General features: G+C 67.5%; 22 protein-coding genes. 14 read left to right on the top strand and 8 right to left on the bottom strand.

Annotated elements, in window-relative coordinates; translation table 11 throughout:
• Positions 1–951 precede the first annotated feature (951 nt).
• On the bottom strand, positions 952–1,437 hold the full coding sequence (locus tag AC3ERS_RS21565; protein WP_431969855.1) for a carboxymuconolactone decarboxylase family protein: 486 nt from the start codon (positions 1,435–1,437) through the stop codon (positions 952–954).
• Positions 1,438–1,615: 178 nt separating this feature from the next.
• Here AC3ERS_RS21565 and AC3ERS_RS21570 point away from each other — a divergent pair, with 178 nt between their 5' ends.
• The gene (locus AC3ERS_RS21570; protein WP_431969856.1) at positions 1,616–2,863 is read left to right on the top strand and encodes an RNA polymerase sigma-70 factor; all 1,248 of its coding nucleotides are present in this window, start codon (positions 1,616–1,618) and stop codon (positions 2,861–2,863) included.
• A 4-nt stretch (positions 2,864–2,867) separates the two neighbouring features.
• On the opposite strand, the gene AC3ERS_RS21575 is transcribed toward AC3ERS_RS21570, so the two are convergent.
• Positions 2,868–3,872, bottom strand: a complete 1,005-nt coding sequence (locus AC3ERS_RS21575) for an NAD(P)H-dependent flavin oxidoreductase (protein WP_431969857.1) — start codon at positions 3,870–3,872, stop codon at positions 2,868–2,870.
• A 50-nt stretch (positions 3,873–3,922) separates the two neighbouring features.
• Complete coding sequence (locus AC3ERS_RS21580; protein ID WP_431969858.1) at positions 3,923–4,096, bottom strand: hypothetical protein; 174 nt, start codon at positions 4,094–4,096, stop codon at positions 3,923–3,925.
• A gap of 194 nt (positions 4,097–4,290) precedes the next feature.
• Between AC3ERS_RS21580 and AC3ERS_RS21585 the strand changes: the two genes are divergently transcribed.
• The 3 genes from AC3ERS_RS21585 to AC3ERS_RS21595 all read left to right on the top strand — a co-directional run bounded on the left by AC3ERS_RS21585 (position 4,291) and on the right by AC3ERS_RS21595 (position 7,348).
• Complete coding sequence (locus tag AC3ERS_RS21585) at positions 4,291–5,301, top strand: AraC family transcriptional regulator (protein WP_431969859.1); 1,011 nt, start codon at positions 4,291–4,293, stop codon at positions 5,299–5,301.
• Between the two features lie 69 nt (positions 5,302–5,370).
• Positions 5,371–6,234 (top strand): helix-turn-helix domain-containing protein, encoded by an 864-nt coding sequence (locus AC3ERS_RS21590; RefSeq protein WP_431969860.1) that lies wholly within the window; start codon positions 5,371–5,373, stop codon positions 6,232–6,234.
• 94 nt (positions 6,235–6,328) lie between these two features.
• Complete coding sequence (locus tag AC3ERS_RS21595; protein ID WP_431969861.1) at positions 6,329–7,348, top strand: alpha/beta hydrolase; 1,020 nt, start codon at positions 6,329–6,331, stop codon at positions 7,346–7,348.
• A gap of 10 nt (positions 7,349–7,358) precedes the next feature.
• Here the strand turns inward: AC3ERS_RS21595 and AC3ERS_RS21600 are convergent, their stop codons facing one another.
• Complete coding sequence (locus AC3ERS_RS21600; RefSeq protein WP_431969862.1) at positions 7,359–9,524, bottom strand: acyltransferase family protein; 2,166 nt, start codon at positions 9,522–9,524, stop codon at positions 7,359–7,361.
• A gap of 247 nt (positions 9,525–9,771) precedes the next feature.
• Here AC3ERS_RS21600 and AC3ERS_RS21605 point away from each other — a divergent pair, with 247 nt between their 5' ends.
• On the top strand, positions 9,772–11,292 hold the full coding sequence (locus tag AC3ERS_RS21605; RefSeq protein ID WP_431969863.1) for an amidohydrolase family protein: 1,521 nt from the start codon (positions 9,772–9,774) through the stop codon (positions 11,290–11,292).
• 107 nt (positions 11,293–11,399) lie between these two features.
• On the top strand, positions 11,400–12,338 hold the full coding sequence (locus AC3ERS_RS21610; protein ID WP_431969864.1) for an oxidoreductase: 939 nt from the start codon (positions 11,400–11,402) through the stop codon (positions 12,336–12,338).
• Positions 12,339–12,582: 244 nt separating this feature from the next.
• Here the strand turns inward: AC3ERS_RS21610 and AC3ERS_RS21615 are convergent, their stop codons facing one another.
• Both AC3ERS_RS21615 and AC3ERS_RS21620 read right to left on the bottom strand, forming a co-directional pair.
• Positions 12,583–12,918, bottom strand: coding sequence for a histone-like nucleoid-structuring protein Lsr2 (locus AC3ERS_RS21615; protein WP_431969865.1), 336 nt, complete (start codon positions 12,916–12,918; stop codon positions 12,583–12,585).
• A 323-nt stretch (positions 12,919–13,241) separates the two neighbouring features.
• Complete coding sequence (locus AC3ERS_RS21620) at positions 13,242–13,754, bottom strand: DUF2231 domain-containing protein (protein WP_431969866.1); 513 nt, start codon at positions 13,752–13,754, stop codon at positions 13,242–13,244.
• A gap of 323 nt (positions 13,755–14,077) precedes the next feature.
• Between AC3ERS_RS21620 and AC3ERS_RS21625 the strand changes: the two genes are divergently transcribed.
• From AC3ERS_RS21625 to AC3ERS_RS21635, 3 genes are all read left to right on the top strand, one after another.
• Positions 14,078–14,503 carry a DUF7144 family membrane protein gene (locus AC3ERS_RS21625; RefSeq protein ID WP_431969867.1) on the top strand — a complete coding sequence of 142 codons (426 nt, stop codon included), beginning with the start codon at positions 14,078–14,080 and terminating at the stop codon, positions 14,501–14,503.
• An 85-nt stretch (positions 14,504–14,588) separates the two neighbouring features.
• Positions 14,589–16,298, top strand: a complete 1,710-nt coding sequence (locus tag AC3ERS_RS21630; protein WP_431969868.1) for a SulP family inorganic anion transporter — start codon at positions 14,589–14,591, stop codon at positions 16,296–16,298.
• A 55-nt stretch (positions 16,299–16,353) separates the two neighbouring features.
• Positions 16,354–17,667: a diacylglycerol/lipid kinase family protein gene (locus AC3ERS_RS21635; protein WP_431970015.1), complete on the top strand. Its 1,314-nt coding sequence runs from the start codon at positions 16,354–16,356 to the stop codon at positions 17,665–17,667.
• 595 nt (positions 17,668–18,262) lie between these two features.
• On the opposite strand, the gene AC3ERS_RS21640 is transcribed toward AC3ERS_RS21635, so the two are convergent.
• Positions 18,263–18,409: a hypothetical protein gene (locus AC3ERS_RS21640; protein ID WP_488186272.1), complete on the bottom strand. Its 147-nt coding sequence runs from the start codon at positions 18,407–18,409 to the stop codon at positions 18,263–18,265.
• A gap of 41 nt (positions 18,410–18,450) precedes the next feature.
• Entirely contained in the window at positions 18,451–20,079 is a 1,629-nt protein-coding gene (locus tag AC3ERS_RS21645) for an FAD-dependent oxidoreductase (RefSeq protein WP_431969869.1), read from the bottom strand.
• 124 nt (positions 20,080–20,203) lie between these two features.
• Here AC3ERS_RS21645 and AC3ERS_RS21650 point away from each other — a divergent pair, with 124 nt between their 5' ends.
• The 5 genes from AC3ERS_RS21650 to AC3ERS_RS21670 all read left to right on the top strand — a co-directional run bounded on the left by AC3ERS_RS21650 (position 20,204) and on the right by AC3ERS_RS21670 (position 23,984).
• Entirely contained in the window at positions 20,204–22,363 is a 2,160-nt protein-coding gene (locus AC3ERS_RS21650) for an MMPL family transporter (protein ID WP_431969870.1), read from the top strand.
• A gap of 88 nt (positions 22,364–22,451) precedes the next feature.
• Positions 22,452–22,721 carry a metal-sensitive transcriptional regulator gene (locus AC3ERS_RS21655; RefSeq protein WP_431969871.1) on the top strand — a complete coding sequence of 90 codons (270 nt, stop codon included), beginning with the start codon at positions 22,452–22,454 and terminating at the stop codon, positions 22,719–22,721.
• 44 nt (positions 22,722–22,765) lie between these two features.
• Positions 22,766–23,008, top strand: a complete 243-nt coding sequence (locus AC3ERS_RS21660) for a YgaP family membrane protein (RefSeq protein ID WP_431969872.1) — start codon at positions 22,766–22,768, stop codon at positions 23,006–23,008.
• Between the two features lie 7 nt (positions 23,009–23,015).
• On the top strand, positions 23,016–23,534 hold the full coding sequence (locus AC3ERS_RS21665) for a GNAT family N-acetyltransferase (RefSeq protein WP_431969873.1): 519 nt from the start codon (positions 23,016–23,018) through the stop codon (positions 23,532–23,534).
• 81 nt (positions 23,535–23,615) lie between these two features.
• Positions 23,616–23,984: a SpoIIAA family protein gene (locus tag AC3ERS_RS21670; protein ID WP_431969874.1), complete on the top strand. Its 369-nt coding sequence runs from the start codon at positions 23,616–23,618 to the stop codon at positions 23,982–23,984.
• Positions 23,985–24,198 lie beyond the last annotated feature (214 nt).

Genomic DNA, 24,198 nt, shown 5'->3' on the forward strand with positions numbered 1-24,198 from the left:
CAATACGGCGGTGATGAGGTTGCACCATCGCCCCGATCCGGGCGTTCCGCACCACCGATGGGGAGATCACGTCGTGCAGAAGAACACCATCTGATGTTCGAATCTTGTTACACGCCAGTCGATATCGCTCACCTGCTGCGGCACCGATACGGTCTGCCGGTCGAGCTGACCGCCGACCGCGCGACCGTGGTGTGCGGACCGCGAATCGGCGCGCTGGACCTCCCCTCCGCACTCGGACGTCGAGTCCTGGGGCTACTCGCGGATACCTGTCCGCCCGTCATCAGTGATCAGCGAGATACACAGTGGACCTTTCTGATCGAACCGCTGATGCCGTCGAGCGCGCCGAGGTTCATCGATCTCGGAGTCGTCCCCCGTCGAGCCGGGCGACGGATACTGCTCCCCATGTCGGACTCCGGCTTCGGCTGCCGCTGGGCATCGCGGCCCAGACCCGGCCCCCTGCACCTGCCCGCGGGATCGGATGTCCTGGACGCGATCGAACGCCTGAACCCGGTGCCGTCGCCCCAGCCGCTGGAGGCATGTGCAGCGAAATCGCACCCGTCGCCCGGCTTGCCCGCACGACGGGACGGCCGGAGCTATGACAAACGACAGCACGCGGTACGCCCCGGGTGATCGCGGGTGTGGACACCCATACGCTTCTGTGGGTTGCCCGAACTCGTTGCGAGTGTGGCTATTTGCAACGATCCACGCCTCCACCCAACTGGCGCCCGGCCCCATACCCATGCCGGTGATCACGCCGTCCGGCGCGTCGATCACGCCGTTCTCGTCGACGGCCGGGTCGGTGGGAACGGCGGTAGCGGGTCCGGCGAATCCGGCCAGCACGGAGGCTGTCGCCGTGGCGATAACACCGGCACGGACCGATGGCCGCGCCCGGCGTCACCTGCCCCGGCCCGGATCGAATGATTTTGGGCCGGACCGGGATTCGCCTGAGGATCAGTCGGTGATGCCGGCGAACATGCCGGGCTCGTACGAACCGCCCTGCATTCGCACGATCACGCCGAGCCGGTTGGCGGCGTTGATCATGGCGACCAGATAGACCAGCGCGGCGATCTGGTCGTCGTCATAGTGCTTACGCACTTGGGCCCACGTGTCGTCGGATACGCCACGGTGGGCGTCCGCGAGCCGGGTGCCCTCCTCGGCCAGCGCCAGCGCGGCCCGCTCGGCCTCGGTGAACACGGCGGCCTCGCGCCAGGCGGCGACCAGGTTGATCCGGACCGCGGGTTCACCGGCTTCCGCCAGCTCCTTGGTGTGCACGTCGGTGCACCACCCGCAGCCGTTGATCTGGCTGGCGCGCAGCTCCACCAATTCGAGCGTGGACTTCGGCAGGGTCGACTGCGCGATGGCCAGGCTGGTGTTCGCGAACCGCTTGCCGATCTTGGCGCCGAGTTCGTTGTCGTTCAGGGTGAAACGGGGTTCCATGACGTGGTCCTCACTGGTGGTGTCGGGTGCTTTCGCACTGAACGAACACCAGACGACGGCTCCCGGGGCCGCGTAACAGCGCGCCGATGTGACGTGCGCCACGACATTTCGGTGTTACGGAACGGCCGAGCCCGGCGTCTGATGGGTGAACTACTGGAGAGCGAACAGGAGTCACCCCATGGTCGGTACATCGCGGAGCGTGCCCGGCGACAGCAACAGTGACTCGGCGACCGCGGCGTTCGTCGCCCACCGCAACCTGCTGTTCACCGTCGCCTACCAGATGCTCGGCTCGGCCGCCGACGCCGAGGACGTCCTGCAGGAGACCTGGCTGCGGTGGGCGGGGGTCGAGGTGGACACGGTCCAGGATCAGCGCGCGTACCTGGTGCGGATCACCACCCGCCAGGCGCTGGACCGGCTGCGCACTCTCGGCAGACGCAAGGAGTCCTACGTCGGACCGTGGCTGCCCGAACCGCTGCTCACCACGCCCGATGTGGCCGAGGACGTCGAATTGGCCGACAGCGTCTCCATGGCGATGCTGCTGGTGCTCGAGACGCTCACACCCACCGAGCGGGCGGTGTTCGTGCTGCGTGAAGTGTTCGACGTGGGGTACGAGGAGATCGCCGTAGCCGTGGACAAGAGCCCGGCCGCGGCACGCCAGATCGCTTACCGGGCACGGGCACACGTCGCTGCGCGCCGACCCCGCGGAATCGTCTCCGCCACCGAGACGCGCGATGCGCTCGACGCGTTCCAGCGCGCGATCGACACGGGTGATCTGCAGAACCTGCTCGATATCCTCGCGCCGGATGTGGTGTTCCTGGGCGACGGTGGCGGCATCGAACGGGCCACGCTCTCGCCCATCGTGGGAGCAGACAACGTGGCCAGCGTGCTGTCCGCCGGGCTCGGCAGGCTCGCGGCGGCGGCCAAGCAGCTGGCACAGGTCAACGGCTATCCGGCACTGATACTTCGGCGCGACGGCGAGATCGACACCGTCGTGGCGGTGCGCATCGATGACGGGCTCGTCACCGGGCTCTATGCCATGCGCAAAACTGTCCCATGTGCGGCGCGAGACCGCCCTGTCCCGCTGACGATCAGGAGTCTGCTGCGACAGGCTTGCGGGACAGGCGATCACGCGTGCGCTGTCTTCCCGCCGTCTATGACCAGTTGCGCCCCGGTGAGGTACTGGTGCTCCGGCGCGGCCAGGGTGAGGGCGAACGCCGCGATCTCCTCCGGTGTCGCAAGCCGGCCCAGGCCAGGCACACGCCGAGGTGCTGGAACTGGTCGCCGACGGCCTGTCGAATGCCGAGATCGCCGAGCGACTGCACGTCGGCATCACCACGGTCAAGACCCACATCCCAACCTGATGACCAAAACCGGTGCCACCAACCGGGTTCGGCTGGCCGTCCTCGGGCTCCGGGGCCACGGATGAGGTGCTACGCGGACGGCGCGGCGGCGAGGTGACGCATCGACGTGCCGTCCCACACCCCGGTGGCGAGGGCCTCGTCGTACTCAGTGCGCAGGCGCGCCACGAGCTCGGCGACCGAGGTGACCTCCTCGAGGGTGCCGACGCCCTGTCCGGAGCCCCAGATGTCACGCCACGCCTTCGCCCCGGTGTTGCCGCCGGAACCGAAATTCATCTTCGACGGGTCGGATTCGGGGAGGTTTTTCGGGTCCAATCCGGCGGCGACGATGCTGCCGCGCAGGTAGTTGCCGTGCACGCCGGTGAACAGGTTGGAGTAGACGATGTCGGCGGCGGTGCTGTCGACGAGCATCTGCTTGTACCCGGCCGCCGCATTGGCCTCGTGCGTCGCGATGAACGCGGAGCCGACGTAGGCGAGGTCGGCGCCCGCGGCCTGCGCCGCCAGGATCGACGCGCCGTGCGAGAGCGCGCCGGAGAGCAGGAGCGGACCGTCGAACCACTCGCGGATCTCGCGAATGAGCGGGAACGGCGAGGTCGTTCCCGCGTGCCCGCCCGCGCCCGCCGCGACCGCGATGAGTCCGTCCGCGCCCTTCTCGATCGCCTTGTGCGCGTAGGCATTACTGATGACATCGTGTAGAACGATTCCGCCGTAGGAATGAATCGCGTCGTTGACCTCGGGACGTGCGCCGAGCGAGGTGATCACGATGGGGACCTGGAAGTCCACGCACGCCTGAAGGTCGGATTCGAGCCGGTCGTTGGACTTGTGGACGATCTGGTTGACGGCGAACGGGGCGGCAGGCGCGTGCGGGTTCGCGGCGGTGTGCGCGGCCAGGTCCTCGGTGAGCTGGGCGAGCCAGTCGCGCAGGGCCGACGCGGGGCGGGCGTTGAGCGCGGGGAACGAGCCGATGACGCCGGCTTTGCACTGGGCGCTGACGAGTTCCGGGCCGGACACGATGAACAGCGGCGACGCGACGACCGGGAGCGCGAGCGGAATACGAAGGGCGGGAGGCAAAGTCATGATCGATACTTTCGTTCTGAGTGACGAGTGGTCGGTGATCGGGATTCGCGTCAGGAGAGCCGGGGCAACCAGGTCGGGAGGTCATCGGGCACCCGGCCGGGAAACTTCGGGTCGCGGCGCGCCGACATCTCGATGGTGTAAGAGTTGCCCCTGCCGGGGTTGTTCATGGCGACGATCGCGATGTGGTCTTCGACCTGGTAGTCCACCAGGGAGCGGTCGCTCATGCTCGTCGTGTTCCTGTCTGTCCGGCGCGTTCCCGCGCGGGTCGCCCGAGAGTTCGTCGGGACGGCCGCGCGGCGAAGGACGGCCGCGTTGTGCCGCCGGGCGGGTTGCGCCGACACATCGGAGTGTGCCGGGCGGGATCGGCAAGAAGTTATCCGAGCACGACTCTTTTTTGTCTGAGTGCGACAATCTCACCGTGAGTCATATTCGCTCCGCCAGTCTGCGCGGCTTCAGGAGCGTCGTCGCCGAGCTCGGGGGCGACGCGGACTCGCTGGCGCTCGCGGTCGGCCTGTCGCCGAAGTCCCTCGACATGGACGACGACCTGGTTCCAGGAAAGGTGGCCGCGGCGTTGCTCGAGGTTGCCGCGGAGCAGTTGCGGTGCCCCGACTTCGGTCTTCGGGTCGCCGGACGTCAATCTGTGTCCGTTCTGGGGACGCTCGCCGTCGCGATGACGAACTCGCCGACCATCGGCGACGCTCTCGACTGCCTGTCGCGATACCTCTCCTCGTACGGCCGGTTTCTCACGGTGTCCATGGGTGAGGACCCTCAGCATCGTCCTGGCGTGGTCGGGCTCTACTACGGCCCGGCCACTGCGGCAGGTCCGGTGCAGGCCGTCGACCTCGGTATCGGCTTCACCCACCGCGCCATCACCTACCTCAACGGCGGACCGTACGGTTTGCTAGGCGTCCATCTCCCGTACGAGTCCCCGGTCTCGCCCCGCGACTACGCGGACTACTTCGGAGCGCCGGTCCGAACTCGGCAGCCCCACCCGGCCGCCATACTCCGTCTCCCCGCGGCACTGCCGAATCAAGAACTCGTGGGCGTCAACGACACGATTCGTCAGCTCGCCATCGCGTTCCTCGCCGAGCAGACGTCGACCGGCAAGACGGACATCGTGTCCCGCACCCGAACCGCGATCAGGGAGTCGCTCGGCACGGGCACGGTCGAGCTGGCAGGGATCGCCCGGTTGCTGATGATGCACCCCCGCTCGCTCCAGCGACACTTGGAGCAGGCCGGTGTCACCTTCGGTCAACTCCTCGACGACACTCGTCGCGAAACCGCGCTCAGACTGTTGCTCGGCACCGACCTGCCACTCGGTCATATCGCGGGCATCGTCGGTTTCGTCGAGCAGCCGTCGTTCTCGCGGGCCGCCCGCCGCTGGTGGAAGCTCTCTCCTCGTGAAGTCCGGCGCACGCGCCGCATCTGACCCGACCGGCTCACCGGGACCGGAGTCGCTCCGGCACACCACCTCTCGCGCGCCTCGTACGATGGCGACATGCCACCTGTCGAGCCGGTTCGTGACGCCGCGGCCGTATGGGACATCGCGCTCCCGGCACGGCCGAGCCGGATCGCCGGAGTCAGCATGGCCGCGTTTCGCGGTCGGACTGCGAGTCTCATCGATATTCAGGTGATCCCGTACCCGGCGCTCACGATGTTCATCGATTTCGGTGATGGGCTGCTCGTCGACGACGCCGGTGGCGGGCGGGCGCGAGGCACTGTCGTCACCGGTCTCTCGCTCGGCGGCGTTCGGGGGTCCGGACGGAATATCGACTGCCTCCAGGTACGGCTGTCGCCGGTGGTCGCGCACGCGGCGCTCGGCGCGTCCTCGGAGCTGGGCGGGGCGGTGGTCGACCTCGAGGAGCTCTGGGGGCCCGACACCGTGCGGATCCAGGAGCGCCTGGCTGCTACCCGGTCGTGGGAGGACCGGTTCGCGATCGTGGAGGCCGCGCTCGCTCGGCGCCATGGGACGGGCCCCGCGGTCGATCCGGAGATCGACTTCGCCTGGGAGCGAATGGCATCGAGCCGTGGGCGAATTCGGGTCGACCGGCTGGCGGACGAGGTCGGCTGGAGTCGTAAACGGTTGTGGACCCGGTTCCGATCCCAGATCGGTCTCACTCCCAAGAGCGCCGCGAAGCTGATCCGCTTCGACCACGCGGCGCACCTGCTCGCCGCGGGTCACAGCGCGGCCGTGGTGGCGGTGGAAAGCGGCTATGTCGACCAATCCCATCTGCACCGGGACGTCATGGCCTTCGCCGGGGTGACGCCACGGGCCGTCGCGGTCGCGCCGGGGCTCGCCGTCGACGACGTCGCGTGGACCGGCGCCGGGCAAGCACAGGCGAACCAGCGCTCGTCCGCCTGACCACCCGAACGGAACATTTCTCCAAGACACCCCCGCGGTGCGCTGGCCATGCTGGCAGTCGAATCTGCAAGCGGGACAGTCCCATGGAGGAGAAATGAACGACGTCACCGGCACCGAACGACTGCCGCTGGGTATCCGGTTGCTGCACGCCGCGCGTAAGGCGCCGGACTGGTCGACGATGACGGCCGACGAATTGATCGCCTACCGCGACGCGGAGAACCGCAGGCGGTCGTCTCGTCTCGGCAGGGTGATCACCGGACGCCCGGCAGGCGGCGTCGCGATCCGGTGGCGTGAGGTGACGCTGCCCGATCGTGAGATTCGGGTCCGTGAGTACCGGCCGTCGACCGAAGACGGCGGTGCGCTGCCGCTCGTGCTGCACGTACACGGCGGCGGGTTCGTCGGCACGGCGGTCCAGTGCGACTGGGCCAACAGCCATCTCGCCGCCTCGCTGCCCGCGGTCGTCGTCTCGGTCGAGCATCGTCTCCTCGCCCCGGGCACTCCCCTGTCGGCGGCCGTCGACGACGGGTGGGAGGTGCTGCGGCACGTGGTGCGGCACGCCCACGAATGGGGAGTGGACCCGACGCGGACCGTGGTCTTCGGTGAGAGCACCGGCGGATTGATCGCCGCGGTGGCTGCGATCCGGGCCAAAGCTTCCGGCCAGCACCTGCGCGCGCAGGTGCTGGTCAATCCCGTGACGGACGTGACCGAGACGGCGTTCGACCATCCCTCGATCACCCGGTACGCGGACACTCCGACCCTCGACGCGGCGCAGCTGCGGCTGTTCCAGCGCTTGGCCGTGCCGCCGGGATCGGACGCGCGGGCGGTGTCGCCGCTGCTCGCCGACGACCTGAGCGGGCTGGCCCCGGCACTCGTGGTGGTGCCGACCGTCGACCCGCTGGCCGATCACGGTCGTCGTTACGCCGAACGGCTGCTGTCGTCCGGCACGCCCGCGCGGCTCACCGAACATCCAGGCGCGCCGCACGCTTTCCTGAGCATGCCGGGCCTGGTGCCGCAGGCCAAGGCCGCGCGTGCGGAGATCACCGAGTTCCTCCGGGATCGTCTCGCCGAATCACGTTCGTTCGCAACGAAATCGAAGAAGGCAGGAAGGCGATGACCAGCCCGGCTCAATCCTCGGCGAGCGCACGGTCGGCGAGTGCGGCGATGACCGGTCCGAGCGTTCTGGCGTAACCGACGGTGAGGTGATTGTCATCGCGGTACACCAGGTTGTCGCCGATCACGAGCGGGCAGCGGGCGGCGGTGCAGAACAGCGAGGTCAGATCGGCGTACCGGCCGCCACCGGCGGTGGCCGCCGCTTGCTCGGCCGCGATACCCGCATCGTCGACCGCGACCGGCCGCGTCGGCGTGCAGGCCCCGGCATTGTCGAGATGTTCGGACAGGCACGCGGGCACGGTGGTGCGCGGATCGGGGACCGACCCGAGAACGAGGACCGCCGCACCGGTCGCGCGCAGCCGGCCGACCAAGCGGTTGAGGCTGTCGACCCAGGCCTGGTCGTAGGAGACGAAGCCGAAGTCGGCGCCGTAGCGCCTGGACATGCTCAGCACGACCAAACGGGGGCGTTCGGCCTGTAGCCGGGTCAGGATCTGGCCGCGCCACTGTTCGCATTCGGTGTACTCCCGGCCCAGATACGGGCTGGTGATGGGCAGGTCGAGCAACGGGCAGGTGACCTTGGCCATGGTTTCCAGCCGCCAGTGCCGTGCCGCGGCGATCGGCTCGAACGCCGGATGCCACATCGCCGCATGCGAATCGCCGACCAGGGCCACCGTCGTGGCCGAGTCCGGATCGCCGGAGGCGCACTCGGCCTGTCCCACGTCACGCCACGATCGCACGCAGCCGTCGGTGAACACGCCTGCCTTGTCGCCAGGCGCGTCGGCGAGCGAGGGCGTGAGATTCGAAGGGACAGCCTGGATTTCGGCCGATGCGGCGACCGCGTCCTGGGTCTCCGCAATCAGCTGCCGGACCACCGCGTCGCGCGGGTCGACGCCGGGAGTGGCCGATGCGGCGGGCGTGGCGAGCGTGAGAGCCGGGGCTGCCGCGCCACGGCCGACCGGGGCGGGAACGAGCACGAGCAGCGTCAGTGCCACACAACTGACGACCGCCGTGATCGCGCCGCCGCAGGCGAGGCTGCGTGCGGCCGAGCTTCGCAACGGGGCGGCGAAGCGGGCCGGATTCTCGACCAGCCACAACGTGAGCATCGCGAGCCCGCCTGCCATCATGAGCGCGCCCATCGAGCCACCCAGTCCGAGCTGGTGCCCGAGCACGCGCGGCGCCAGCAGCAATACCGGCCAGTGCCACAGATACCAGGAGTACGACACGCGGCCGATCGCTCGCATTCCACGCAGCGCCAGTCCGCGCCCGACTCCGAATCGCGCGTCAGCGCAACCGGATACGATCACCAGGGCGGTACCGAGAACGGGCAGCACGGCCGCGGTGCCCGGATACGGTGTCGTCTCGTTCAGCTGGGAACACGCCGCGACGATGAGGACCAGTCCGATCCATCCGGCAAGGGCGGCGACCGATTTCGGCAATCGGGACCACACGCCGGCCGACAGCGCGATCATGCCGCCCGCGCCCAGCTCCCAGGCTCGCGTCGGCAGCGAGAAGAAGGCCCACGAGGGCAGCGTGCGGGTCAGGATCAGCGAGATCGCGAAGGAGAGCGCGGCGACAACCGCGAGAACGACCATGTACGGGAACGGACCGGTCGATCCGATCCGGCGCCGTCGCGCGAACCAAGCCGTGGCGGCGATCAGCACGGGCCACAAGAGATAGAACTGCTCCTCCACACCGAGCGACCAGAAGTGCTGAAACGGCGACGGCAGCGTATCGCCTGCGAGGTAGTCGTTGCCGCGCAACGCGAGCCGATAGTTCCCGGCGTACAAGGCGCCGGCGATCCCATCGCCGAGGACTTGGCGGGCCTGTAGCGGCGGCAGCAGTACGGCCGCGCCGATCGCGGTGGCGATCAGCACGACACCCGCCGCGGGCAGCAGACGGCGGACCCGCGCGCCGTAGAACCGGACCAGTCCGACAGCGCCGTCGGCGGCCGCCTCGCGGAAGAGGATTCCGGTGACGAGGAAGCCGGAAATGACGAAAAAGACATCCACGCCGACGAATCCGCCCCGAACCCCGGGCATGTTCGCATGGAAAAGCACAACGGCCAGTACGGCGACTGCCCGCAACCCCTCGATGTCGGGTCGAAATCCTCCGCGCGGTGTCGCGTTGAGTGCGCGATTATCCTGCAGATTCGTCAATCCGCCGCTCGCCACCACCGTCATGGACGGCATTGTTCGCGATCTTGATGGCTATGTCACGGCAACTCACCGCGTCGCAGGCTCCCCGACCTCGACCTTTCGGACCGATAGGCAGATCGAGTACGAGATCGGGATTTTCACAATGCATCGGCATCGGGACGCGGACAATCAATAACTCCGAATAGTTTCATTCCCGCAAATAAGAAATTGGCCTGACTTCGATCGAGGTGGGCTCCGCCTCGTCGGTGACCCACCGTGATAGAGGAAGAGCGTGGGAATCCTCATCGAAGACGCACACGTGCTGACCATGGACGGCATCTCCGGCAGCACACCGGTCGTGCGCAGCATCCGGATCGAAGGCGATCGCATCGCCGAGATCGGCGCCGGCCTGACCCCGGCCGACGGCGACACCGTCATCGACGGGTGCGACCGCTTGGTCGTTCCCGGGCTCGTCAACGCGCACACCCACTCATGGGAGACGCTGTTCAAGGGGCGCTACGACAATCTGCCGCTCGAACTGTGGCTCACCATGAGCTATCCGATCCTCGGTGACAGCCGCGTCGCCCCGGAGCTGGTGCGGTTGCGCAGCACGCTGTTCGCGATCGAATCGCTCAAAGCCGGCGTCACCACCATCGTCGACGACGTGATCGAGAATCCGAATCAGGAGTGGGCGCAGCTCGCGGCGGTGTTCGACGCCTACGACGAAGTCGGCATCCGGGCCAACATCTCCGGGCACGTCATCACCCGGCCCTTCGTCGACACCATCCCCTTTCTGGACGATCTGCTGGATTCGGCGATGGTGCGGCACCTCAGGTCGCTGCCCGCTCTCGCCGACGACGAGTACCTCGATTTCTGCCGCCGCGCGTTCGACACTCTGCACGGCCGCGGCGACGGACGGCTGCGGTTCATGACCGCGCCGTCCGCGCCGCAGCGCTGTAGCCCCGAGCTGATCGCCGGGGCGACCCAGTTGGCGCGGACCAACGACGCCGAGTGCCACATCCACGTGCTCGAGACCAAGACCCAGATGATCACCGGACCCGAACACTACGGCGGAACACTGGTCGAGTATCTGCACAGGATCGGCGCACTGACCGCCAATACCACTTTGGCCCACGGCATCTGGGTGACCGAGTCCGATATCGAACTCGTCGCAGATGCCCGCACCTCCCTCGCGCACAACCCCGTCTCCAACCTGAAACTCGGCTCGGGCATCGCGGCGTGGCGGCTGCTGCACGACGCCGGGGTCAACGTCGCGCTCGGCACCGACGGCTGCTCCAGCAGCGACTCGCCGCGCATGCTCGACGTGGTGAAAACGGCGGCGCTGTTGCACAAGGTGACCGATCCCGATTTCCGCCGCTGGCCGCGAGTCGACGAGGTGCTCACCGCGGCGACCATCGGCGGAGCCCGCAGCGCGGTGCTCGATCGCGTCATCGGAACGATCGAGGTGGGCAAGCAAGCCGACCTGGTGCTCTTCGATCTCGACACCATGGCCTTCACCCCGCGCCAGAAGCTCGACAATCAGCTGGTCTACTCCGAGAACGGATCGTCGATCGACACGGTCCTCGTGGCGGGGCGCGTCGTCGTCGCGGGCGGCGAGGTGACCACGGTCGACGAACGCGCGACGCGCGCGGAACTCGACCGGCTGCTGCCGGAAATCATCGCCTGGCAGGACGATCTGGATCGTCGCAATGCCGTGCTGGCCGACGCGATCTCCGCGGCCTATTTCCGGGCGGTCGCCACCCCGGGTCCCGTCAATCGCTTCGCCGGTGACGAGCGCGCCTGGCTAGCCTAGTTCACCCCGATACCCGCTGGCCGGTGATTACGGCCCGATGCCGGTTCCGCGCGCCCTCGATTTGGTAGATTTCGCTGACGACCGAACATTCCACCAGGAGGTTCGCGATGTTCTGGAACGCTTCCCAAATCCCCGATCAGCGCGGCCGGACGGCGGTGGTGACCGGGGCCAACAGCGGGCTCGGGCTGGAGACGGCGCGGCAACTGGCGGCCAAGGGCGCACACGTGGTGATGGCGGTGCGCAATCAGGACAAGGCCGCGGCCGCGGTCGAGAACATCCGCGCGATGGCGCCGGACGCCTCCCTCGAGTTGATCGCCCTCGATCTCTCCGCGCAGGCATCCGTCCGCGCGGCGAGCGAGAAGATCCTCGGCGCACATCAGCGCATCGATCTGCTGATCAACAACGCCGGGGTGATGGCGACCGGCGAGGCGAAGACCGTCGACGGCTTCGAAATGCAGTTCGGTGTGGACCATTTGGGGCATTGGACGCTGACCGCGCTGCTGATGCCTGCGCTGCTGCGCACTGCCCGAGCCCGGGTCGTGACCGTGACGAGCACAGCGCATCACATGGGTCGCGCCGTCGATCCGGCCAACCCCCACCTGGAAGGTCGCTACGGACCGTGGCGCGCATATGGTCAGGCCAAGCTCGCCAACTTCCACTTCGGCCTGGGATTGCAGCAGGAGTTCGAGCGGGCAGGCGTGGGCGCGGCGAGCCTCCTCGCGCATCCCGGCTTGTCGAACACCAACCTGCAAGCGGTCAGCGTGCGGGAATCCGGCGGCGGCCTGACACAGCGGTTCAGCCAGTGGGCCGCTGTGCACACGGGGATGTCCGCATCCGATGGGGCGCTGCCGCAACTGCGTGCGGCGACGGACCCGGCCGCGAACGGCGGTGATTTCTACGGTCCGATGTTCGTCAACAATGGACCGCCGGTGCGCAAACCGATCTTCCGCAGAATCGGAATGAACAGCGCCATCGCCAAACTGTGGGACGTCTCCGAGCGGGAGACCGGGGTGCCGATCGACGTGTCCACCGCGGCGAGCAGTTGACGACGGTGCCGCCGAGTGGGTTTCGCGCGGAGAAATGCGTGCGCCGCGGAAAACAACCGACGTATGACCACCACAAGCCAAGCGACGACACAAAGTTCGCGTCAAACGCCCCCCGTTCGCCCATTACCCGATATGGTCGTAGCGGCCCGAGAACGTGGCGGCGTTCCCGCGGCCTGACGGGGAAGTGGTCCGTCCTCCCGTTTCGACCTTCGGGAGGACGGACCCTGATCCGCGATTGCCGCGCCTAGGACGCGGCCTTTTGGTACGCGGCCACGACATCGGCGGGCACGCGCCCTCGCCGGGGAACGTCGAATCCGTTCGCCCTGGCCCACTCCCGCACCACACCGGGACGAGGACCATCGGTGGCCGCGGTCTCGATACTCCTGCTGCGCCGACCCGCTTTACCCACCCGTCGGCTATGAGGAACCCATTGCGCGAACGACTCTCGCAATCGCGCGGCGTTCTCCTCCGATAGGTCGATCTCGTACTCGACACCGTCCACCGCGAACGACACCGTCTCCGCCGCCTGCGAGTGACCGTCGAAATCATCGACGACCGTGACGACTACCTTGCGCGCCATACCAGATACCCCACTCCCAATTCGAAACCCACCGACACCTGCGCGATGAACCGGACGCGCAGAGACTCGACACCAATCTACGAACTCGCCGGTCGAGATTCAGCATGTTACGCCCACCTCGTCGTCGATTACACATCGCAGAAGCCGAACGAACTCCTTCGGGCGCGGCCTGACCTCACCGGTATCTCATTCGGTTCGGGTGCTTCGCCCCCGACGAGCGGCTCGCGGCGATTCTCGGCCGCGCCGCCCGGCAGGGCCGCGATCAACTGCTGATCGAACCCGACATCACCCCCGCCTGACCTCCGGTTCTTCCTTGTCGCGGATCAGTGTCGGAAGCCGCTCGCCTGGGTGGTTTCGTCCGCGACCCGGACACCGTAGTGATAGGCGAGCTGCCCGCCGAGATAGCCGGAGACGCCAAGCACAGCCAGGGCGACGATCGACAGCACCAGCTGGCCCCAGGACACGGCGCCCTGCGGACCGCTACCGGCAGTGCGCCAGAAGAAGCCGACGACGAAGGCGGCGGTCACCGTCAGATTGAGGCTCATGTGCAACAAACCGATGCGAAACGCCGTGGTGCCGGTCGGTATCGCGAGCAAGTCCAGCAGACCCACCACCGCCGCGACCAGTGCGCCGAGCACTCCGATCGCGATCAGCCACGTCGCGCCGCGGGCGAGGAACTGCGGGTCGTCCACCACCCGCGAGGCGATATCGAACACCACGCTCGCCACCCACGCCCCGATCGGCACGGTGACCAGGATCGGGTGGAACGGATGTCCGTACGGACCGGCCACCACGGAGACGACCGGTTGTTTTGCCTTCTGCATCTCACTGGTCATAGCAACCCCTGCTGACTGGTATCGGTATCGGTGGCCGCTCGGAGCGCGGCCGTTCGCTGCTCGTTTCTTTCGATCCAGACTCGACAGACGCATACCCGAAAAGATCGGAACTACCGGTTCGACGGAACGCCGACCACGCGGTTGCCACGGCGCGTCGACTGATAACCACCCTGATCGCGCCGTACCGGGTCACGTCGCCGTGAGCGTTCCCAGCGGGGAGTCGCTGTGTCGGTCGCTCACTTCACCCGGAACAGGTGAGGATTCGCGCCCGCTCGCGGGGCGACAATCGGCGGATCCGGTCCGATAGCGATGAGGAGTCCACCATGACGAACCCATCGGGTGTCCAGAGTCCCCCGCCCGCCGAACCCTTCCAGCGGCAGAGCGTCGCCACGGGGATCTCGATCACGGCGGCGATCATGCTGCTCGTACTCGCCACGGTCTCGGTGCTCGAGGGAGTCTCGGCCATCGCCAAGGACGAGATCTACGTCGCGGGCGTCGACTACATCTACGCGTTCGACTTGACCACCTGGGGTTGGATCCATCTGATCCTCGGCGCCGTCGGCGTGCTCTGCGCCTTCGGACTGCTCTTCGGCCGGACATGGGGCCGCTACGCCGCGGTGGCCATCGCCGTGCTGGTGATCATCGCGAACTTCCTGTCGCTGCCCTATTACCCGTGGTGGTCGCTGCTCGTCATCGCGCTGAGCGTGGTGGTCATCTGGGCGGTGACCGCCTGGCAGCCACAGCTGTGAAGCGCCTCGGAGGAGAATCGTGAGCAGGAAATCCCCTCACCGGGACGGTGGACCCTTGCGCGCACGTGACGGCTGAGGCCGATCGATGTCCTGGACAGATGCCCTCGGCCGGTTGCCCGGTATCGCGACCGCCCTGCGGTACCGGCGGGACTGGCTGCGCACGGACATCACCGCCGGACTCGTCCTGACCGCGCTGCTGATCCCCGCCGGAATGGGATACGCCGAGGCCGCGGGCCTGCCCGCCTACGCCGGTCTCTACGCCACCATCGTCCCGCTGCTCGCCTACGCGGTAGTGGGTCCGTCCCGGATCCTGGTTCTCGGCCCGGACTCCTCGCTGGCCCCGCTCATCGCGGCCGCCGTTCTGCCGCTGGCCGTGGCGGGCGATCAGGACGACGCGCTCGCCCTGGCCGGTGTCCTGGGCGTTCTCATGGGCCTCATTCTGTTGATCGGCGGATTCCTGCGGCTCGGCTTCGTGACCGAATTGCTGTCCAAGCCCATCCGGCTCGGATATCTCAACGCGATCGCGCTCATCGTCGTCGTGGGGCAGCTGCCCAAACTGCTCGGATTCTCCGTCGACGCCACGGGTGTGCTCGCGGAGGTCGCCGAGACCGCCAGGGCGGTGTTCGACGGCAGGGTCGATCCGGTGGCGGCCGGTATCGGCGTCGGCGCCATCGCGATCATCGTGGCCATCAGGATGTGGCTGCCCGTAATTCCCGGCGTGCTGGTGGCCGTGGCGGGAGCCATCGCACTGTGCGCCGCGGCGGATCTCACGGACGACATCCCCATGGTCGGCGCCCTTCCCGAAGGGTTGCCGCTGCCCTCGATCGGTGGCGTCGACTGGCACGACGTCGTGCGCCTGATCGGGCCCGCCGCCGGGATCGCGCTGATCGCGTTCGCCGACACCGGTGTGCTGTCACGGACATTCGCCTCCCGCCACGGCGAGGACGTGAACGGCAGCACCGAGATGAAGGCCATCGGCGTGTCGAATATCGCGGGCGGGTTGTTCGGCGGGTTTCCGGTGTCGGCGAGCGGTTCCCGCACTCCGGTCGCCGAACAGAGCGGAGCTCACACCCAGTTGACAGGAGTCGTCGGCGCGCTGGCGGTCTTGGCGTTCGTCCTCGTCGCGCCCGGTCTCACCGCGTACCTGCCCGACGCGGCGCTCGCGGCCGTGGTCATCGTCGCGGCCACCGCGCTCATCGACGTGGGCGGCATGGTCCGGATGTGGCATATGAGCACCGTGGAATTCTGGCTCGCGGTCGCGGCTTTCCTCGGGGTGGTGTTCGCGGGTGTACTGCAAGGGATTCTGGTCGCGATCGGATTGTCGTTCGTCGCCGTGGTCGCGCGCGCGTGGCAGCCCTACCGCACCGAATTGGTGCGCACGGCTGACCGCCCCGGCTACCACGACATCGAACGCCACCCCGACGGACAGCGAATCCCGGGGTTGGTCCTGGTCCGGTTCGATGCTCCCCTGTTCTTCGCGAATGGCGAGATCTTCGACGAGTACGTCCGCGGGGTGGTGTCCAAAGCCCCGACTCCGGTCGAGTGGGTCGTCATCGCCGCGGAACCGATCACCGGCCTCGACACCACCGCCGTGGACGAACTCGTCGACCTGGACAGGTACCTGGAAGGCCAAGGAATCCGGCTGGCCTTCGCGGAGATGAAGGGGCCGATCAAGGATCGGCTCCTCCGATTCGGCGTGGGTGACCGATTCGACGCCACCCACTTCTACCCCACCGTGGACGCCGCGGTCGCGGACTTCCTCGAACGCCAGGACCGCATCCACCCACAGGAATGAGGCGACCGTGAACAAGGACGAATACGGCAACGATGCGGCGGCCGGCGATGTGCGCATGCGACGGTGGTCGGCGCGAGCCGCTTTCGTGTCGGTGTGCTGCGCCGTGCTCGTCCCGGTGCTGTTCGCCGGACTGCTCGGGACCGCGGGGTTGGTGATGGTCGGCATCGGCGGCGCGGTGGTGACGGTCGCGGCGCTCTATTGGTTCCTGTCCCGGCGCGGGGTGCTGCGGGCGGCCGGAGCGGTGGTGGCGGTGCTAGCGCCGATCGTCGTGTTCGTCCTGTTCGTTCGCGCCCAGCTGCTATGGGTGGTGCTGCTGACGTGCGGCCTGGCGGCGCTGGCGCTGATCTGCGCGCGTATCGCGCTGCGCGAGCACGAGCGCGACACGCGGATGCCCGAATATCCGGCCGCGCCGCCGAATCACCCGTTCCTGATCATGAATCCGCATTCCGGCGGAGGCAAGGTCGCGCGATTCGACCTGCGGCGCAGAGCCGAGGAACTCGGCGCCGAGGTCCTGCTGCTCGAAGGGCCGGAGACCATTGACGTCGTTGCCGCGGCACGCGACGCCGTCGCGCGCGGCGCGGATCTGCTCGGCGTCGCGGGCGGTGACGGAACGCAGGCGCTCGTCGCGGGCGTCGCCGCCGAATCCGACGTGCCGTTCCTGGTGATCAGCGCGGGAACGCGCAACCACTTCGCCATGGATCTCGGTCTGGACCGCGCCGATCCCGGCGCCTCGCTCGACGCGCTCACCGACGGCGTCGACTTGCGAGTGGACCTGGGCGCCATCAATGGCCGCCCCTTCGTCAACAACGCCTCCTTCGGCGTCTACGCCGAACTCGTACGCAGCCCCGCCTACCGCGACGACAAGACCGCGACCACACTCCAGACGCTCCCGGATCTGCTTGCCGGACAAACGGGTTCGCGGCTCGTCGCGCATATCGGCGACACCGTCGTCGACGGGCCGCAGGCCGTCCTGGTCAGCAACAATCCGTATGGCAGCGGGGATCTCGCCGGACTGAGCCGCCGCGCCCGGATCGACCGCGGCCTGCTCGGGGCGGTCGCCCTCTCGGTGGCCAGCACCCGTCAAGCCATCGATCTGCTGCGCGTCGGCCGATTCCGGCAACTCGTCCAGCAGACCACCCGCGAGGTGATCGTCGAAGCCGACACCGACACCATCCCCGTCGGAGTCGACGGGGAATCGCTGCTGCTCACCACGCCGGTCCGCTGCACGATAGCGCCGGGCGCGCTGCGGGTGCGTGTGCCGAGAACGCGACCGGGCACGCCCGCGCCCACCCCCGCGGTGGACTGGATTCGCCTGCGGGAGAGGGCACGTCGCCCTAGGCGCGCACCCGGATCACGCTCCGGCGCCTGATGACCGGGCCCCGCGCGGAGACGGTGTGCCGGCGCGAATCAGGCCGCGCAGTACCGGCCTGCCTCGGGCAGCAGGTAGCGGAGCGACTCCGCCCGGCGACCAGCCGCTACCTCGGCGCGGCCAGTCACCGCCCGAGAAACAGTCGTTCGCAAGGCAGTCGCGGCAACAGCCGACAGTCCTCGACAGCGTTTTGTATCAATTCGATCGTGCAACAGTTCGTTTGCCTCCAATCGAGGATCGAATTGCGTACCGCCGCCATGTCGGCCGTGTAGTCGAAGGCCATCCCGGCCAGCCAAATCCGCAGGTACACATCACCTTCGCATGGGCGTCTTCGTTCGGCGTTCATGGCCTGCCACCTCGAGCAACGTACAGGTGGGAATCAGTCAACTTCCGCTCCTCTTCCGGAATCGTCACCGGCCGTATGAACTTCTCGGCCTCATCGGCCACGACGCCGCTCCCACGGCAACGTCGATGGCAAGCCCGCGACAAGGCCGACCGGGCCCGTAGCCCAGACCTCGACCACGCCCCACCGGGTTGGCTGATCGCGCGAGTCGGCAGCGTGTTCGTCGCCTACGGATCGATCAGCCGGCGGTCCTCAGAACCAGCGCTTGCGGGGGCGCGGCTGGACGTCACAGGAACAGCGCTGCGCCTCAGGTACATCGCCGAGCACCTGCTCGACGTGACTTCCACATCCCTCGTAGCCGGGCTTGCCGCACCTATGGCAGATGATTCGTTGACACATGTCCCTTTTCCCTTTCTGTGTATACGGATTTCGCGGCAGAGTTACCTGGATTGTCCGGCGATCGCATCTCGCCAGGTCCGATATCCGCCATCCAGGTTGACCGCCTGCCTACCGCGCTGGGTCAGCACTCGCGTCGCACTGTTGCCGCGTTGCCCCACCTGACAGAAAACCAGAACGGAGCCTTGCGGGATCTCGTCCACCCTTTCACGCAGTTCATCCAAGGGGATATTGCGTGCGCCGGGGATGGAACCCGCGGCGAACTCCTCCGGCGATCGCACGTCGACCAGGTGCGATCCCGCAGCGATCACCTCGTCGATTTCGTGCCACTGCACCGTGCGAAGCGCGCCGATGCGCAGGTTGTCGGCCATGTAACCAAGCATGTTCACCGGATCCTTGGCCGAACCGAACTGCGGTGCGTACGCCAGCTCCAGGTCCATCAATCGGGAGGCCGGGATTCCGCCTGCCATCGCGGTGGCGAGCACGTCGATACGCTTGTCGACGCCTTCACCGCCGACCGCCTGCGCACCGAGTATCGCGTCCGTTTCGGGATCGATGAGCAGCTTCATCGACATCGCGCGGGCTCCCGGGTAGTACCCGGCGTGGGCGAGCGGATGCGAATGGAGAACACGGAAAGGACGCCCCGCGGCCTGCAATCGAGTCTCGCTCCATCCGGTCCTTGCCGCTCGCACATCGAATACGCCGATGATCGCGGTGCCTCGAGCGGGCGGGTCCGCAACCGTCAGGCCCGTGATCGCATCGGCGACCAGCCGCCCTTGCCGATTCGCCGCATTCGCCAGCGGGACCAGCATCGACTGTCCTGTCACCGCGTCCAGCTTCTCCACCACATCGCCGACGGCATAGATGTGCGGGGCCGACGTGCGCAGCCGATCGTCGACCACGATGCCGCCACCCGAGCCGATCGCCAATCCGGCATCGCGGGCAAGAGCGCTCTCCGGTCGTACTCCGATCGCCATGACGACCAGATCGGCCGGGATCACACGCCGATCGGAGAGGGTCACCGCCTCGGCGTCGATGCCGACCGGCTCCACACCCAGCTCCAATCGAATCCCGTTGTCGCGCATTTCGGCGGCGACCGGCGCGGCCATCTCGACATCCAGCGGAGCCAGCACCTGCGGGCCGCGCCCGACCACGGTGGTCGAAATCCCCTTGCGTACGAGGTTTTCAGCCATCTCCACTCCGATGAAGCCCGCGCCGACCACGACCGCGGACTGCGCATCGGCCGCAGCCGCGGCCAAGCGATCGACGTCGGCGACATCGCGCACCACCAGAGCGCGCTCGACGCCCGGCAGCGGCGGCACGATCGGCGCGGCGCCGGTGCTCAGCACCAACTCGTCGAACGGTTCGACGTATTCGCGACCCGAATCCAGCGCACGCACGGTGACGGTGCGATTCTCCGAGTCGAGGGCGATCACCTCGTGCCGCACGCGCACGTCCAGGCGGAACCTCGCCGCGAGCGACTCGGGTGTCTGCAACAGCAGCGATTCGCGTTTCGGGATCACCCCGCCGACGTAGTAGGGCAGGCCGCAGTTCGCGAACGACACATGATCGCCGCGCTCGAGAACGACGATTTCCGCCGATTCCATCAACCGCCGCAAGCGGGTGGCGGCCGACATGCCACCGGCCACTCCACCGACGATCACAACCTTCATCTCGCTCCTTCCGGACTGGCCTCGCCCCACTGTGCGGCAGGCCACCCTTCACTCTCGTATACCCCCAGGGGTATCTTGACTACGAGCATCAGAATACCCCCCGGGGTATGGAAGGAGAATTGTGATGACCGACTCACCGACGCTTTCCCCCGCTAGAAACAGTTCGCCACCCGGCGGGTCCGCCGGGATGCTCGGCCGAATCGGGGCCGCGATGGCCGGGCGCGCCCGGATCGTGTTCGGGGTATGGCTGCTCGTGTTGATCGTTCTCGGCGCCGCCGCGCCGAGCGTGTTCACCTCGCTCGCCGGGGCGGGCTGGCAGGCCAACGGCTCGGAATCGGTGCAGGTGCGCGAACTGGCGCAGCAGCACTTCGGCGGAAACTCCTCGGCCGCGGTCCAGGTTGTCGTGCACTCGGACACCGCGACGATCGATAGCTCGCAGGTGCAGCATGTCCTGAGCGAGATCACACAGGTGTTCGCTGATGATTCGCGCTTCGGAGAGGTCATCGCCCCGCAGCCCGGGATGTCGATCAGCCGCGACGGGCACACCGGCATCCTCATCGCGGGCGCCAACGCCTCCACCGACGACATGGTCAAAGCCGTCGATGATCACAAGGACACGCTGACCGCCCTGTCCGGCGACGGAATCGAGGTCTACCCCACCGGCGCGTCCGCGCTGTGGAGCGACTTCAACAAGGCAAACCACGACGCCATGATCAAGGCAGAAATGTTCTCCTGGCCGGTCACCCTGGCGATCATGGTGCTGGCCTTCGGCTCGCTCGTCGCGGCCGGACTGCCGCTGTTGCTGACTCTCGCGGGACTGGTCGCCTCGGCCGGCGGACTGGTGCTGCTCAACCAGATCACGCCGATCTCGGTGTGGGCCATGAACTTCGCCATGATGTTCGCCCTCGCGCTGGGCATCGACTACGCGCTGTTCATCGTCGCCCGCTTCCGCGACGCGCTCACCACCGCGCCCACCGCCAGGGCCGCCGTGGCCGAAACCATGGACACCGCGGGCAAAGCCGTTGTGCTGTCCGGACTGACGGTCCTGGTCAGCCTCTCCGCGGTACTGATCGTGCCCGCCCCAGCGGTCCGGACGATGGCCGTCGGGATCATGTTCGCGGTGGCGTTCGTCCTGCTGGCCACCACGACGCTGCTGCCGGCCGCGCTGGGATCCCTGGGCGGCAAGGTCAATGCCGGTGCGCTGCCACACGCCAAGCGCCAGCAACACCGTTCTCCGAAGTTCGCCTCCTGGGGCCGACTGCTGCACGACAAGCCGTGGCCGTTCGCGATCGGCGCGCTGGCCGTGTTGATCGGGCTGTCGGCGCCCGTGTTCGGCCTGAAGGTGGCGATGCCATCGATCCAGGTCGTCCCCGCCGACGCGTCCGTCCGCCAGGGCTATGAACTCGTCCAGGCGCAAATGGGCGAGGGTGCACCGGGAATGCTGCAGATCATCGGACCCGCCGACGAAGCCACCCAGCTCGCCTCGGCTGCTGTGACCGTGGACGGGATCAGCATGGTCACCCCGGCTCAGCCCGCGCTCGATGAGAGCGGTCTGGTGATGATGCAGGCGCTGCCCGATGTCGATCCGTCGGATGCGCGCATGGGCGGGATCCTCGACGATCTGCGGGACACCCTGCCTTCTGGCGCACTGGTCGGCGGCGCACCAGCGGAGAACCTGGATCTACAACAGGCGCTGAACGACTACCTGCCCATGATCGTCGGCATCATCCTGGTGCTGGGATTCGCACTGCTGCTGATCGCCCTGCAAGCGCCGTTGATCGCCGCGCTGGGCACCGCGGTCAGCCTGCTGTCCACCGCCGCGGCGTTCGGTGTCGCGAAGCTGATCTTCCAGGACGGACACGGCGCGGGTCTGCTCGGCTTCACCCCGCAGGGATTCCTGGACGGGTGGGGACCGGTGTTCTTCTTCGCCATGATCTTCGCCATCGCCATGGACTACACGGTGTTCCTGCTGGCCACCGCCAAGGAGCACTACGAACGCTCCGGCGATCCGAAGCTCGCTCAGGTCGACGGCATGGCGCATTCCGGACGGGTGATCTTCGCCGCCGCCGCGGTCATGGTCGCGGTGTTCTTCACCTTCGCCCTCGCCGACCCGCTGCCACCGAAGGAGATGGGCATCATCCTGGGCGTCGCCGTGCTGCTGGACGCGTTCGCGGTGCGCCTGGTGCTGCTGCCGGTGCTGCTGCGGCTGACCGGCCACGCCGCCTGGTGGTCCCCCGCCTGGCTGCGCAAAGCCCTCCCCTCGATCAGCTTCGCCCACCACTGACCCCGCCTTCCCGGGCTCGGTTCACACCGAGCCCGGGAATACCCCCAGGGGTATCATGGGTTGAAGTATTCGAGGAAAGGAACCCATCATGGTCGGCAACGAAGAGACTATCGCCCAGGTGCTCAACCGCCTGCGCCGCGCGCAGGGTCAGCTCACCGGCGTGATCTCCATGATCGAGCAGGGCCGCGACTGCAAGGACGTGGTCACCCAGCTCGCCGCCGTCTCCCGAGCGCTCGACCGCGCCGGCTTCAAGATCGTCGCGACCGGCCTGCGCGAATGCCTCACCGGAGACACCGCCGACGGCTCCGAACCGATGACCGAAGCCGAACTCGAAAAGCTCTTTCTTTCTCTTGCCTGATCGCATAATGCGAAGGCACACAACATGATTGGATTCGATGACCTGTGCCGACTCTACCCCGCCACGACGGTTGGACCATCGGACGCGCCGTCCCGCTACTGGCCGGCGTCTTCGTTCTCGTCAGCACCCTGCTCGCCGCGGCGGTCTCGCCTTGGTGGCTCGTCCTGACCGGCTTCGTCGGCGCGAACCTGCTGCTCTACAGCGCCGTCGGCTGGTGCCCGGCCACCCTGCTGCTGCAGCGCCTCGGCGTTCCCGCGACCGCGAGTTGCACCACAGCGCGAACCTGAGACGTCGATGACCCTCCGGACCATTTCGGCGGATCCCACCGACCCCGACGTGGCCGATCTTCTCTTCGCAGCCATCGGCGGCGACCGTTCACGACTGGACGCCGCAGCGCGGCGCTACCGGGCCGACCATGCCGCCCACCTCATCGCGGTGGTCCTCGACAACGAACTGATGGGCGTGGCGGGCTACGTGGTGTCCGAGGACCACGCGGTACTGCTGCATATCGCTACACGAGAACCTCACCGCCGCACCGGCATCGGTCGGCACCTGCTTGCCGAGATTCGGTCACGGGCGCCTGGGCACAGCCTGCTCGCCGAAACCGACCGAGACGCCCTGACCTTTTACCTCGCAACCGGATTCGAGGCGATCTCGCTGGGAGAAAAGTACCCCGGCGTCGAACGATTCCAGGTCCGCTGGACGCCGCCGAGTCGACCTCAGCCGAGGAAGAACTCGGGCCCGAATCTCCCCCACAATGACGCGCACCGCAGGCAGGCACCCCGCAGCGATTCGATCGACCCGCGCGAATAACGCCTCGAGCACTCGACGTGCGAAATCGCATTTCGAGTAAGCACCTGCGAGTGATTCGATATGGGTGCTACGGTCGTGATCATGCTGGAACCGATCGGAGGATTGCCGGACGGCGTCATCGGGTTCGAAGCAACGGGACGGCTCGAGGCATCCGACTACGAAAAGATACTGATGCCCGCCATCCGCGAAGTCTGGGGTCGCGGCGACGAGATCCGAATCGTCTTGGTGTTCGAACGATTCGAAGGCATGACGCCCGAGGCGGCGTGGGAGGATCTGAAGCTCGGAGTCGAGCACCTCACTCGCTGGAAGCGGATCGCGCTGGTCACCGACCTCGACTGGATGATCACCGTCACCTCGCTGTTCGGCTGGATGACACCGGGAGAATTCAAACGCTTCCCCGTCGCGAACCGAGACGAAGCGATCGCCTGGGCGGCAGCGGCCGACCACTGAGGCCCGGACACCGGATACGCGAACTCGCGTTCATCCGGGCCGTCGAGCCCGGTCTTTCGGCGGCCGCCGGAGAATTCTTCGTTGTCCGGTGAGCGTGGTGGCTTGCCAGTATATTCGGGAAGTACGTGAATTCGGCCGTCGAACAGGGCGGCGGTGTACGCAGACACGTGGCCACCAATATTCCCCGCTCGGCAAGAGCCGCAATTCTCGCGGC

It is taken from the genome of Nocardia sp. bgisy134, assembly GCF_057708325.1.

Coding starts and splice junctions, on each gene's coding strand:
- AC3ERS_RS21615 (WP_431969865.1), bottom strand. CDS start 12,918: ATGGCGCGCAAGGTAGTCGTCACGGTCGTCGATGATTTCGACGGTCAC.
- AC3ERS_RS21665 (WP_431969873.1), top strand. CDS start 23,016: ATGACCCTCCGGACCATTTCGGCGGATCCCACCGACCCCGACGTGGCC.
- AC3ERS_RS21645 (WP_431969869.1), bottom strand. CDS start 20,079: ATGAAGGTTGTGATCGTCGGTGGAGTGGCCGGTGGCATGTCGGCCGCC.
- AC3ERS_RS21655 (WP_431969871.1), top strand. CDS start 22,452: ATGGTCGGCAACGAAGAGACTATCGCCCAGGTGCTCAACCGCCTGCGC.
- AC3ERS_RS21580 (WP_431969858.1), bottom strand. CDS start 4,096: ATGAGCGACCGCTCCCTGGTGGACTACCAGGTCGAAGACCACATCGCG.
- AC3ERS_RS21595 (WP_431969861.1), top strand. CDS start 6,329: ATGAACGACGTCACCGGCACCGAACGACTGCCGCTGGGTATCCGGTTG.
- AC3ERS_RS21635 (WP_431970015.1), top strand. CDS start 16,354: ATGCGACGGTGGTCGGCGCGAGCCGCTTTCGTGTCGGTGTGCTGCGCC.
- AC3ERS_RS21600 (WP_431969862.1), bottom strand. CDS start 9,524: ATGACGGTGGTGGCGAGCGGCGGATTGACGAATCTGCAGGATAATCGC.
- AC3ERS_RS21650 (WP_431969870.1), top strand. CDS start 20,204: ATGACCGACTCACCGACGCTTTCCCCCGCTAGAAACAGTTCGCCACCC.
- AC3ERS_RS21620 (WP_431969866.1), bottom strand. CDS start 13,754: ATGACCAGTGAGATGCAGAAGGCAAAACAACCGGTCGTCTCCGTGGTG.
- AC3ERS_RS21670 (WP_431969874.1), top strand. CDS start 23,616: ATGCTGGAACCGATCGGAGGATTGCCGGACGGCGTCATCGGGTTCGAA.
- AC3ERS_RS21590 (WP_431969860.1), top strand. CDS start 5,371: ATGCCACCTGTCGAGCCGGTTCGTGACGCCGCGGCCGTATGGGACATC.
- AC3ERS_RS21570 (WP_431969856.1), top strand. CDS start 1,616: ATGGTCGGTACATCGCGGAGCGTGCCCGGCGACAGCAACAGTGACTCG.
- AC3ERS_RS21640 (WP_488186272.1), bottom strand. CDS start 18,409: ATGTGTCAACGAATCATCTGCCATAGGTGCGGCAAGCCCGGCTACGAG.
- AC3ERS_RS21565 (WP_431969855.1), bottom strand. CDS start 1,437: ATGGAACCCCGTTTCACCCTGAACGACAACGAACTCGGCGCCAAGATC.
- AC3ERS_RS21630 (WP_431969868.1), top strand. CDS start 14,589: ATGTCCTGGACAGATGCCCTCGGCCGGTTGCCCGGTATCGCGACCGCC.
- AC3ERS_RS21575 (WP_431969857.1), bottom strand. CDS start 3,872: ATGACTTTGCCTCCCGCCCTTCGTATTCCGCTCGCGCTCCCGGTCGTC.
- AC3ERS_RS21610 (WP_431969864.1), top strand. CDS start 11,400: ATGTTCTGGAACGCTTCCCAAATCCCCGATCAGCGCGGCCGGACGGCG.
- AC3ERS_RS21625 (WP_431969867.1), top strand. CDS start 14,078: ATGACGAACCCATCGGGTGTCCAGAGTCCCCCGCCCGCCGAACCCTTC.